Origin of the sequence: Halostella limicola (assembly GCF_003675875.1) — an archaeon.
GTDB lineage: Archaea > Halobacteriota > Halobacteria > Halobacteriales > Natronoarchaeaceae > Halostella > Halostella limicola.
The window spans coordinates 714,017-726,258 of the sequence record NZ_RCDI01000001.1; the positions used below are offsets into that span (position 1 = coordinate 714,017).

General features: G+C 70.4%; 10 protein-coding genes. 7 read left to right on the plus strand and 3 right to left on the minus strand.

Annotated elements, in window-relative coordinates; genetic code table 11:
• Positions 1–31: 31 nt before the first annotated feature.
• Both D8670_RS04575 and D8670_RS04580 read left to right on the plus strand, forming a co-directional pair.
• Positions 32–1,423, plus strand: a complete 1,392-nt coding sequence (locus tag D8670_RS04575) for a selenium-binding protein SBP56-related protein (protein ID WP_121816898.1) — start codon at positions 32–34, stop codon at positions 1,421–1,423.
• Complete coding sequence (locus D8670_RS04580; protein WP_121816899.1) at positions 1,420–1,752, plus strand: 2Fe-2S iron-sulfur cluster-binding protein; 333 nt, start codon at positions 1,420–1,422, stop codon at positions 1,750–1,752. The genes D8670_RS04575 and D8670_RS04580 overlap by 4 nt, the downstream gene beginning before the upstream one ends.
• A 13-nt stretch (positions 1,753–1,765) precedes the next feature.
• On the opposite strand, the gene D8670_RS04585 is transcribed toward D8670_RS04580, so the two are convergent.
• From D8670_RS04585 to D8670_RS04595, 3 genes are all read right to left on the minus strand, one after another.
• On the minus strand, positions 1,766–3,400 hold the full coding sequence (locus tag D8670_RS04585) for a spermidine synthase (RefSeq protein ID WP_121816900.1): 1,635 nt from the start codon (positions 3,398–3,400) through the stop codon (positions 1,766–1,768).
• A gap of 82 nt (positions 3,401–3,482) precedes the next feature.
• Positions 3,483–4,976 carry an MATE family efflux transporter gene (locus tag D8670_RS04590; protein WP_121816901.1) on the minus strand — a complete coding sequence of 498 codons (1,494 nt, stop codon included), beginning with the start codon at positions 4,974–4,976 and terminating at the stop codon, positions 3,483–3,485.
• A gap of 109 nt (positions 4,977–5,085) precedes the next feature.
• A complete protein-coding gene (locus D8670_RS04595; RefSeq protein ID WP_121816902.1) occupies positions 5,086–5,781 on the minus strand; it encodes a SprT family zinc-dependent metalloprotease in 696 nt (231 codons plus the stop codon).
• 125 nt (positions 5,782–5,906) lie between these two features.
• Here D8670_RS04595 and D8670_RS04600 point away from each other — a divergent pair, with 125 nt between their 5' ends.
• From D8670_RS04600 to D8670_RS04620, 5 genes are read left to right on the plus strand one after another with little or no spacing between them, the layout of a single operon-like run.
• Positions 5,907–7,136 (plus strand): MFS transporter, encoded by a 1,230-nt coding sequence (locus D8670_RS04600; RefSeq protein WP_121816903.1) that lies wholly within the window; start codon positions 5,907–5,909, stop codon positions 7,134–7,136.
• Positions 7,137–7,195: 59 nt separating this feature from the next.
• Complete coding sequence (locus tag D8670_RS04605) at positions 7,196–8,335, plus strand: BMP family lipoprotein (protein WP_375137266.1); 1,140 nt, start codon at positions 7,196–7,198, stop codon at positions 8,333–8,335.
• 44 nt (positions 8,336–8,379) lie between these two features.
• Positions 8,380–9,975, plus strand: a complete 1,596-nt coding sequence (locus D8670_RS04610; protein ID WP_121816905.1) for an ABC transporter ATP-binding protein — start codon at positions 8,380–8,382, stop codon at positions 9,973–9,975.
• 53 nt (positions 9,976–10,028) lie between these two features.
• Positions 10,029–11,105: an ABC transporter permease gene (locus D8670_RS04615; RefSeq protein WP_121817564.1), complete on the plus strand. Its 1,077-nt coding sequence runs from the start codon at positions 10,029–10,031 to the stop codon at positions 11,103–11,105.
• Entirely contained in the window at positions 11,102–12,151 is a 1,050-nt protein-coding gene (locus D8670_RS04620) for an ABC transporter permease (RefSeq protein WP_121816906.1), read from the plus strand. The genes D8670_RS04615 and D8670_RS04620 overlap by 4 nt, the downstream gene beginning before the upstream one ends.
• Positions 12,152–12,242 lie beyond the last annotated feature (91 nt).

Consider the following 12,242-nt stretch of genomic DNA (forward strand, 5'->3'; position numbering starts at 1 on the left):
ATTTACCGTTCGGAGACGTACACTGTCGATCATGAGTGATGATGACCAGCCACACGATTCGGACGCGCACGCTCACGACCACGGCGTCGAGGGGCCGGGATACGCGACCCCGCAGGCGGCCATCGAGGAGTCCGAGCGGGAGACGACGGCCTACGTGATGGGGCTGTACGTCGGAACGGACGTCGACGCGCCGGACTTCCTCGCGGTCGTCGACCTCGACCCGGACTCCGACACGTACGCGGAGGTCGTCGACCGTCTGGAGATGCCGAACCGCGGCGACGAACTCCACCACTTCGGGTGGAACGCCTGCTCGTCGTCCTGTCACATGGACGGGCTGGAGCGCCGGCACCTGGTGATCCCCGGCCAGTGCTCGTCGCGGATCCACGTCGTCGACACCGAGGACCGCCGCGACCCCGAGTTCGAGACTGTGATCGAGCCCGACGAGGTGTTCGAGCACGACCTCTCGGCCCCGCACACGGTCCACTGCATCCCGGACGGCGAGATCCTCATCAGCATGCTCGGCGACGCCGACGGCGACCTGCCGGGCGGGTTCCTCGAACTGAACGACGACTTCGAGGTCGAGGGGCGGTGGGAGCCGCCGGGCGAGATCGAGATGAACTACGACTTCTGGTACCAGCCGCGCCAGAACGTGATGTTGTCGACGGAGTGGGCCGCGCCGAAGACCTACTACCCCGGGTTCGACCTGGAGGACGTCGAGGACGGCAAGTACGGCCAGCGCCTCCACTTCTGGGACTGGGAGGACGGCGAGGTCGAGCAGACGATCGACCTCGGCGAGGAGGGCCTGATCCCGCTGGAAGCGCGCTTCCTGCACACGCCCGAGAGTACGCACGGGTACGTCGGCGCGGCGCTGTCGTCGAACGTCATCCACTTCCACGAGGCGGACGGGCAGTACCACGCCGATCCGGTCATCGAGTTCGACGACCGCGAGCACGAGGACTGGGACATGCCCGTCCCCGCGCTGCCGACAGACATCCTGATCTCGATGGACGACCGGTACCTGTTCGGGTCGAACTGGCTCCACGGCCAGGTGTGGATGTACGACGTCTCAGACCCGTCGAACCCCCGAAAGGCCGACTCGGTCTCGATCGGCGGCTACTTCGGCGATATCCGGGAAGTGCAGGGACGCGACATCGTCGCCGGGCCGCAGATGCTCCAGCTATCGCTCGACGGCGAGCGCCTCTACTGGACGACGTCGCTGTTCTCCTCGTGGGACAACCAGTTCTTCCCCGAGGAGAAAGAGCGCGGGTCGGTGATGCTGAAAGCCGACGTGAACCCCCGCCGCGGGACGATGACGCTCGATGAGGACTTCCTCGTGGACTTCGGCGACATGCCCGCGGGGCCGGCCCGCGCCCACGAGATCCGGTGGCCCGACGGCGACTGCACGAGCGACGTCTGGCAGTGACGACCGACGGGGACGGACACGAGGTCGTCCTGGAGTGGCGCGACGGGCGGCGGGAGACGGTGCGAGTGGACGAAGGCACCCTCATCCTCGACGCCTGCGAGGCCGCCGGCGTCGCCCTCCCCTTCGGCTGCCGGACCGGCGCGTGCGCCACCTGCACCGCGCTGCTCCGCGAGGGGTCGGTCGACCACTGCAGGCCACCGCGGGGGTTGAAGGAGCGCCACCGGGCGGACGGCTACGTGCTGACCTGCGTCGCGACGCCGACCGAGGACTGCCGGCTGGAGGTGGGCGCCGACGTGCAGGAGGACCTCGTGTCGAACCCGTGGAAGTGAGCGACGGGGACGGCTACGCCGGAGCGTCAGCCGCCGTCTCCCCCGGACGCCCGGTCCGGTTCGCCGAGGCGTTCGGTTCCGCAGGGCCGTCGCCGTCCGCCGGGTCCGCCTCCTCGACGACGTACCGCTGGCCAGCCATCGGTTCGAGGAGGGCGTCGACCGGCGCGTCGTCGTCGCGGAGCACGGGCACGTCGCCGGTGTCGGGCGGGGCCGCGTAGTCGTCGACCGCGTCGCTCAGGTTGATACCGATATCTCGCTCGCGGTTACGCTCGCGGAGCTCCGACTGCGAGACGCGCTCGCCGTTTTTCGTGGCGACGAGTTCGACGTTCTGGATGACCCCGGAGCCCGCGGTCGGGAAGCTGTACACCTGCGGGTACGCTTCCGCCATCGTCCGGTACTCGGCGCGGTAGAACTGCGAGGCCGGCCCCGTCGGCGCGGAGATCAGGTTCGCGAAGAGGACGCCGTCGTCGGCGAGGCGCTCGCGCGTCAGGCGCATGAACTCGACGGTGGTCAGCTGGAACGGCACCTTGTCCCGCTTGTACGCGTCGAGGACGATCAGGTCGTACGTCCGGTTCGTCTCCCGCAGGAACTGCCGGCCGCCGACGTTGTGGACGTTCAGCTGCTCTCCCTCCACCACGCCGAAGTAGCGCTCGGCCGCGTCGATCACCGCGGGGTCTATCTCCGCGACGTCGACGGTCACGTCGTACTCCTCGACGAAGCGCTTCGGGCCGGTGAACCCCCCGCCGCCGATGAACAGCACCCGGTCGATCTCGTCGGGGTCGTCGGTCAGGAGAAAGGGGAGATGGAAGTACCGGGTGTACTCGAAGACGTGCCGGGTCGGGTCGTCCTTGTCCATCGCGCTGTGGGGCGTGCCGTCGAGGTACAGCGTGCGGGTGTCGCCCCGGTCGACGACCCGGAGCTCCTGATACGGCGTCTGCGTCTCGTAGACGATCTCGCCTCTCACGGAGTAGCCGAGCGAGGGTGCGAGGATGGCGCCCGCGAGCAGGAGCGTCACGGCGACGACGGCGAACGCCGGCTTCCGGGCGGGCGACGACAGCGCGATCCGCGCGGCGGTGAGGACTAAGACGAGGCCGAAGACGAGCGAGATCTGGTCGACGCTCAGCGACGGGATGAGGACGAACGTCGTGCCGAACGCCCCGACGATGCTCCCGACGGTCCCGAGGGCGTACACGCGGCCCGACGCCTCGCCGATGCCCTCCCGGTCCGACAGCTCCGCCGCGTAGGGGCTGATGAAGCCAAGCAGGTACGTCGGCGGCCCGAACAGGACGGTGATCGCCGGCAGCGACGCGAACCGCGGGGGCAGCGGGAACGTCGACAGCTGGGCAAGGAGGATCTCCCCGGCGAGGATCAGCCCGGCAACGTACGCCGCCGTCGCGAGCAACAGCCACGTCAGTTGCCGCCCGGTCGCCCGTTCCGCGGCGCGCCGACCGCCCCGGTAGTAGCCGAGGCTCAGGGCGGCGAGGAACACGCCGATGACGCTCCCCCAGGTGTAGATGCTGCTCCCGAACTGGGGCGCGACCATCCGCCCGGCGAGGATCTCCAGTCCCATGCTCGCGACGCCCGAGACGAACACCGCCAGTTCGGGATCGCTCACCCGCCGTTTACCGAACGCGTCGAACGTCCCCATCGGGGTCCCGTACGGACGGATCGCAGAAAAAGATCGCCTAGGATCTCGATCGGGCGGTTACGCGCCGCCCCGAGCGAGCCGCCTAGTCCTGCGCCTCGGGGTCCTCGGCAGCGTCGACGGCGTCCGCCGAGTCGCCCCCCGCGGCGTCGACGCCTGCCCCGCTTTCGGTGAGGTCGGCGTCGCGCCACGCCCCGCGCCGGTACCACCCGAACGCGATGAGCGCGCCGGCGATGTTCGACACCGCGAACGCCAGCCAGATGCCCTCGGGCCCGAACGGTCGGGAGGCGAACCAGGCGACCGACAGCCGGATGCCCCCGAGCATGAGGATCGAGACGAGCGCCGCGGTGAGCGTCCGCCCGGCCCCGCGGAACGCCCCCTTGTACGCGTGGAACACCCCGGTGAAGCCGAACGTCGGCGCGACGTATCGCAGGAAGAGGCGCCCGGTCTCGACCACGGCGGGGTCGTCCGAGAACACCGAGACGACCGGGGCCGCGCCGAGCCAGACGAGGACGCCGACGGCCGCGAGCACGAGGAACATCGAGCGGGCGGCGAAGTGCGAGGCGGTCGCGGCGCGGTCCTCCTCCCCCGCGCCGATGTTCTGGCCGGCCATCGTCTCGACGCCGCGGCCGACGGCGATGGCGGGTAGGAAGATGACCGAGAAGATCCGCACCCCGACGCCGTAGGCGGCGACGACCGCGGTCGGGAACGCGCCGACGATGAGCAGCATCAGGTTGACGGCGACGGCGTTGCCGGTGCCCTCGACCGACGCCGGCACCCCGACCCGCAGCAGCTTCCGCAGGTAGCCCGGATCGGGCGCCATCTGCGACAGGTGGATCTCGACGCCGCGGTTCCCGCGGAACATGATCGTCAGGCCGACGGCGGTCGCCAGCGCCCGCGAGAAGATCGTCGCGTACGCGGCCCCCTCGATCCCCATGCGCGGGAACGGCCCGACGCCGAAGATGAGCAGCGGGTCGAGCGCGAGGTTGACGACGACGGTGACGAACATCACGAGCATCGGGGTGATGGTGTCGCCGTAGCCCCGCATCAGCGACATGAACACGAAGAAGGCGAACATGAACACCATCCCGAGCGAGACGATCTCCAGATAGGCGGTCGCGCCGGGCAGGACGTCGGCGGAGGCGCCAAGCAGTCGGAGGATGTCCTCGACCGCGACGTAGCCGAACGCCCCGAGGACCACGGACGCGATGATCGCGAACGTCACCGTCTGCGACGCCGCGAACTCGGCCTGCGCCTCCTCGCCGGCGCCCGTGTTCTGGGCGACGAGGATGCTTCCGGCGATCGAGATGCCGAGGCCGAGCGAGATGAGGAAGAAGACGACGGGGAAGGCGAAGCTGATCGCCGCCAGCGCGTCGGTGCTGTACCGGCCCAGCCAGATCGTGTCGACGAGGTTGTACGCCGTCTGGAGCAGGTTCGTGACGACGATTGGCAGCGAGAGGTAAAACAGTGGCTTCGCGATGTCGCCAGAGGTGAGATCGAACTCGTCGCGGCTCTTGAACACGGTCCCGGCGCGGCGGCGGAGGGCGGCGACCAGGCGGCGAAGCGGGGACCCGGCCATCAGCGATCACCCCTCGGTTCGGCGTCGCCGGTCGGACCGATACCCGTCGCTGGCATTTCGAACCGAAACTACGAACCTTCCCCGTCAAAAGGTCGGCGAACCGCCCGCCTCACCACTCCGTCCCGATGCGCGCCCGCGCGGACTCGTAGCCCTCGTTCGTCTTCCACCGCTCGCCGGTTTCGACGTGCTCCACGACGTACCGCGCCCCGCAGCTCCCGCACCGCCGAGCGCCGGGTTCCGTCACCGTCTTCGACGCCCGGTGGCGGTCGGCGGTCCAGTCGCAGTCGGGGTCCGTACACCGCAGCACCAGCCGCGGGTCGGCGAACGATCGGCAGTGCCGGGACGCGTCGACCGCGGCCGCTTTCTCCCGGAACCGCTCGCCGTGGGCCGACTCCCCGAAGCGCTGGAACTCCCAGGCGTGGACCAGTTCGTGCCGGATCACGTCGGTGAACTCCGGCCAGCCGTACGCCTCGTAGGCCGCCCAGGTGAGCCGGACGGTGACCGACCCGCTCTCGGCGTCGAAGCGGCAGACGCCGGCGCGGCGCTTCGCGCGCTCCGAGATCTCCCACGAGACGCGGTCAAGGTCGACGTCGAGGGGGACGGTCTCGGCGTACGCCGCGGCGCGCTCGAGGAGTTCGTCGCGGGTCGACGGGGTCGCCGCGCTGCTCGGGGTTCCAGCGGGGTCGTCTCCCGCGGTCACGGCGTCGGCCGCGGTCGTCGCGGCGTCGTCGCTACCGGTCGTCGCGGTCCCTTCGTCCGCCGTCGGTCCCGCGCCGTCGCCCCTCGCCGGGGGTTCCTCCGCCATTCGTCCGTGCGGGTGATGCCGGATTCCCCTTACCTCTGCCGGTCGCGGCGAGCGACGGAGGTCGCCGCGTGGCGCGCTGCCGCTTCGATTCGCTTTTTTCGCTCGGCCGCGCTACGTGGGACACAGTGACTCCAGGGAGCGTAACGGCAACGGTCCGCCGACTCGGCCGGTTCGACGCGCTGGCGCTGACCGCGCTCATCTGGTTTCTCGCGAAGTTCCTGCGGTACGCGTTCCCGCCGCTGTTCGATCCGTTGGCGGCGACCTACGGCGCGTCCTACGCCATCCTCGGCACGGCTTACTCCGGGCTGATGCTCGTGTACGCGGCGGTGCAGTTCCCGTCCGGGCTGCTCGCCGACCGCGTGGGATCGGTGACGGTGATCACCGCCGGCGCGCTGGTGGCGGCCGCGGGGGCGCTCGTGCTCGTCGTCGACGCTCCCTTCGCCGTGCTCGTCGGGGCGATGCTGCTCGTAGGGGCGGGGACCGGCGTCCACAAGACGGTCGCGGTCCGGCTCCTCGCCCGCGCGTACGCCGACCGGACGGGGCGGGCCCTCGGCGTGATGGACACGTTCGGGGCGTTCGGCGGCGTCGTCGCGCCCGCGGCGGTCGCCCTCTTTCTCGGCGCCCCGGGGGTGTTCGGCGCGGGGTGGCGGACGCTGTTTCTCGCGGGGGGCGTCGCCGGCGTCGCGCTGGCCGCCGGGTTCGCCGTCCGCGTCCCGCGGCGGCTCTCCGGCGGCACCGACGCGTCCGCGAGCGGGGAGCGCGGCGGCCTGCGACAGTACGTCGCGCTGTTCCGGGAGTGGCGGTTCACGGCGTTCGTGGTCGCGACCGTCCTGTTCTCGTTCGCGTACAACGGGCTGGTCGCATTCCTCCCGACGTACCTCGCGCAGGCGGCCGGGCTGTCGGCCACGACGGCGAGCCTCATCTACAGCGCCCTCTTCGCCGCCAGCCTCGTCCAGCTCGCGACCGGCGAGGCGAGCGACCGGCTGGGCGAAGTCCCCGTCGTGGGGGCCACGCTCGGCCTGTCGACGGCGGCGCTGATCGCGCTGATCCTGCTGACGCCGACCGGTGACCCACTCTTGCTCGGCGCCGCCGCGGTCGCGACCGGCCTCGGGAGCCACGGCTTCCGCCCGGTCCGGGGGGCGTACCTCATGTCGCTCGTCCCGGACGCCATCGCCGGCGGGAGCCTCGGCGTCGTCCGCACGCTCCTGATGGGCGCAGGAGCGGTGTCGCCCGCCGTCGTGGGGATCCTCTCCGAGACCGTCGGCTTCATCCCCGCGTTCTGGCTGCTCGCGGGGTCGCTCGCCGGCGCCACGGCGCTCGCGGCGGCGCTGTGGGCCGACGAGCGTCGCCGGTAAGGGACGCCGGCGGGGCCGATCCGCAGATAGCTTTTTACTGTAGAGTAAGTAACTATTGATTGAGTATGTCTCCCAATAGTAATTCGGACTGCGACACCTCCGAGGCGAGCGACGGGTCCCCCGCGACGATCGACCGGCGGACGGTACTCGCGTCCGGCGCGGCCATTGTCGGCGGCACGGCGCTCGCCGGGTGTACCGGTGGTGACGGCGACGACGACGGTTCCGGCGACGGCGCGACGAACGTCGCCATCGTGTCGAGCCCCGCCGGCTTCGACGACAACGCGTTCAACGACCTCGCGCTCGAAGGGCTGCAGTCCGCAGCCGAGGAGTACGACCTCGAGATCAATCAGGTCGAGGAGACCGAGCAGGCGCAGTACCAGTCGACCCAGTCCGAGCTAGCCCAGAGCGGCGACTACGACCTCATCGTGCTGGTGTCGTACAACCACACCGAGGCGCTGACCCAGAACGCCGCTGACTACCCCGACCAGAACTGGATGCTCATCAACGACCACGTCGACGAGCCGAACGTCGCCGGCTACACCTGGGCGAACCACGAGATGTCGTACCTCGCGGGCGTCCTCGCCGGCACGATGACGACGGAGGAGCTCTCACACGAGGGGAGCGAGACCGACCCGGGGAGCGCCCAGATCGGGTTCGTCGGCGGCGTCGACGAGTCGCTCATCAACGCGTTCGAGCGGTCGTACGTCGCCGGCGCGGAGTGGGTGAACGGCGACGTTGACGTCAACGTCGGCTACATCGGCGACTACACCGACACGGACACGGCTGCCGACATCGCCAGCTCGCAGTACGACGACGGCGCGGACATCGTCTACCACGCCGCGGCCGCCGCCGGGCGGGGCGTATTCGAGGCCGCGCAGGACCAGAACCGGTTCGCCATCGGCGTCGACGCCGACCAGTCGCAGACGCTCCCGGACTTCCAAGACGTCATCCTCGGCTCCGCGGTCAAGTACATCAACGAGGGGACCCGCGAGGTGGCGACGGCGGTCGCCGAGGGCGAGTTCGACAGCGTCGCCGGCGCGAACACGCTCGGACTGGAGGATGAGGCGGTCGACTGCGTCATCGGCCAGGCGTTCGAGGGGCAGCTCCCGGACGCCGTGAACCAGAACCTGGAGGACGCGAAGCAGGGCATCGCGAACGGCGACATCGAGGTCCCCTGTACCGCCGCCGGCTGTGACTGACGACTCTCTCCGTCTCTCCGCACTCATGCCACCACTACTACACCATGGACGCGAGTGACGCACCGCCCGCCGTTCGACTGGAGGGGATCACCAAGCGGTTCGGCGACGTCGTGGCGAACGACGGGGTCGACTTCGCGCTGGAGAAAGGGTCCGTCCACGCCCTGCTCGGCGAGAACGGCTCCGGCAAGACGACGCTGATGAGCGTCCTCTACGGCCTGTACGACCAGGACGCGGGGACGATCTACGTCGACGGCGAACCGCGGACGTTCGACTCCCCCCGGGACGCGATGGACGCGGGGATCGGGATGATCCATCAGCACTTCCAGCTCGTGGAGCCGATGACCGTCCTCCAGAACGTCATCCTCGGCCACGAGCCGACCGAGAACGGGCTGGTCGACGAGGCGGCCGCGCGGGAGGACGTCGCGGCGATCAGCTCGCGCTACGACTTCGACGTCGGCCGATACCTCGACGCGCGCGTCCACGACCTCGACCTCGGGGTCCGACAGCGCGTCGAGATCGTCAAGAGCCTCTACCGCGGGGCGGAGGTCCTCGTCCTCGACGAACCGACCGCGGTCCTCACGCCGCAGGAGGTAGAGGGGCTGTTCGACGTGATGGAGGAGCTGACGGCGGCCGGCCGCTCGCTCGTCTTCATCACCCACAAGCTCGACGAGGCGCTGACGGCGGCCGACCGCGTCACCGTGCTCCGGGACGGGGAAGTCGTCGGCACGGTGGACGCCGCGGACACCACCGAGCGGGAACTGGCGCGGATGATGGTCGGGCGGGAGGTGCTGTTCGACCGCCAACCGCGCGAGACGGCGCCGGGGGACCCCGTGCTCGACGCGGAGGGCCTCCGCGTCCGGGGCGACCGCGGCGTCGAGCGGGTCCGCGGCGTCGACTGCACCGTCCGCGAGGGCGAGATCCTCGGGATCGCGGGCGTCCAGGGGAACGGCCAGACCGAGCTCGTCGAGGCGATAACCGGGCTCCGACCCGTCGCTGAGGGCACCGTCCGGCTCCGCGGCGAGGACGTCACCGGCGCGAGCCGACGCCGGCGCATCGAGGAGGGGATCGCCTACGTCCCCGAGGACCGTCAGGCGGAGGGGCTGGTGCAGGACTACGACCTCGTGCGGAACGCGCTGCTCGGCAACCAGACCGTCGAGCCGTACGTGAACCGGCACTTCGTCGACTGGGCGGCCGTCCGCGATCACGCCGAGGACATCGTCCGGGAGTACGACGTGCAGCCCCCGAACCCCCGCGCGAGGGCCGGATCGCTCTCCGGCGGGAACCAGCAGAAGTTTGTCGTCGGCCGGGAGATAGAGCATGACCCGGACGTGATGATCGCGTCGCACCCGACCCGCGGGGTCGACATCGGGTCGATCGAGTTCATCCACGATCGACTGCTGGCGCTCCGCGACGAGGGGCTTGCGATCCTGTTCGTCTCGTCGAAGCTGGAGGAGATACGGAAGCTCAGCGACAGGGTCGCGGTCATGTACGAGGGCGAGTTCGTCGACACGGTGGACCCCGAGCGGGTGACCGACGAGGAACTCGGCCTGCTGATGGCGGGCCGCGGGCGCGACGGCGACGAACCGGAGGACGAGGTGGCCGAGCGCGCGACGGACGGGAACAGGGGTGCGTCGCCTTGAGCGACGCCGACCCCGGCCGGGCCCGCGCCGCCGTCGACCGCGCGGCGGACCGGATGCTTGACGCGTCGGTGCTCCAGCGGGTCGTCGTCGCGACGGCGTCGACGGCGCTCGCGCTGCTCGTCGGGCTCGCCGTCGTGGCGGCGGCGGGGTACGACCCGCTGTTGTTCCTCGGCAACGTGTTCGAGGGAGCGTTCGGCGACGAGAACGCCCTCGCGCGGACGTTGAAGTTCGCCACGCTGTTCATCCTCACGGGGGTCGCCGTGGCGGTCGCGTTCCGCGCCGGCGTGTTCAACATCGGCGTGCAGGGGCAGTTCGTCGTCGGCGGAGTCGTCTGCGTCGTCGCGATCCTCCGGCTCGCCCCGGCGCTGCCGACGGGGACCGCCGGCGGGGTCGCCCTGCTGGTCCTCGGGACGGTCGCGGCTGCCCTCGCCGGCGGCGCGTACGCGGCGCTCCCCGGCGTACTGAAGGCCTACGCCGGCGCGAACGAGATCATCACCACCATCATGCTGAACTTCATCGCCGTCGGCGTCGTCGGCTACCTCGTCGAGGGCCCGCTGCGCGGCGAGGGGAACCGAGCCCCCAACACGGAGCGGATCCCGGAGTACGTCGAGCTCCCGGCGATCGCGTTCGACTCGCCCGACTTCTCGGTCGTCGGCCTCGCCGTCGCGCTCGCGGTCGTCGCGGTCGTCTCCGTCGTCATGACCCGTACGCACGTCGGCTACGACATGGTGACGAGCGGCCACCAGGAGCGCGCCGCGACGTACTCGGGCGTCGACGCCGCGCGGACGATCGTCGCGACGATGACCTTCTCAGGGATGATCGCAGGGATCGCGGGGGCCGTCTTCGCCGTCATGGTCCAGGGGTACTACAGCGACCCGAGCGGCGTCGGGACGTACGGGTTCGACGCCATCGCCGTGAGCCTGCTCGCGGCGAACAACCCGCTCGGGGTCGTCCCCGCGGGGCTGCTGTTCGGCGCGCTCGACTCTGCCGGGACGCACATCGGGATCAACAGCGACGTCCCGGTCCAGCTCATCGACGGGATTGTCGGCCTCGTCGTCCTGTTCGTCGCGGCGCCGGAGCTGTTCCGAATGGTCGCGCCGCGGGCCGGCTTCGGGGGTGACGACCGGTGAGCGTCGCCGACTACGCGGCCGAGAACCGCGTTCGCGTCGGGAGCGCCGCCGCCCTGGTCGTCCTCGTCGCGGCGGCCGCGGTCGCGCTGGACCTACCAGTCGCAGTCATCGTCACGGTCGGTTTCGTCGAGCGGGCACTCCAGGCGGCGACGCCCATCGCGCTCGCCGCTATCGGCGGGCTGTACGCCGAGAAGAGCGGGGTGTTCAACATCGGCCTGGAGGGCTTCATGATCTTCGGGGCTGCCAACGCGGCGGCCGTGACGTGGCTCCTCGGCGGCGGGTCACCCAGCCAGGCGGACCTCTGGCTCGCCATCCTCGCAGCGGTACTCATCAGCGTCGCGTACACGGTCGTCTTCGCCGTGCTGACGATCCGGTACGAGGCGGACCAGATCGTCGCCGGGCTGGCCGTCTGGTTCATCGGCCTCGGCTTCGGCCCGTTCACGGCGGTCATCCTCTGGGGGAGCAGGAACAGCCCGAGTATCGCGAGCGTGAACGACCTGACCGTCCCGGTCCTCTCGGAGGTCCCGGTGGTCGGTCGGATACTCTTCGACGCGTCGCCGCTGGTGCTGCTCACGGCCGTTCTGGCGGTCGCCGCCTGGGTGGTGCTCTACCGCACCAGGTACGGCTACTGGATACAGGCGGCCGGCGAGAACCCCGAGGCGCTCGACACCGCCGGCGTGAACGTCGCTCGCGTCCGGTACGCGGCGGTGATCTTCTCGGGCGCGATGGCGGGGCTCGGCGGCGCGGTGCTGCTCGCGCACGCCGGGTCGTTCACCGGCACCGGCGACACGATGGTCAACGGCCGAGGGTGGATCGGCATCGTCGCCTACCTGTTCGGCAACTACAACCCGCTCGGCGCGGCCGCCGCGGCGCTCCTGTTCGGCGGGCTGGACATGCTGCAGATCCAGTTCCAGACCGCCGGCATCGACCTGCCGAACCGGCTCGTCAACCTGTTCCCCTACGTTGCCGTCGTCGTCGTGCTCACGTTCTGGGGCTCGACGAGGATGCCCGCCGCGGTCGGGGAACCGTACGAGAGCGAGGAGTAGCCGCGGTCGGCCACGCGGCCGCCCGGGCGCTATCGTGTCAGTTTGAATACTGTATTCTCGAACACTATAAACGGATGACGTGACGTGGACA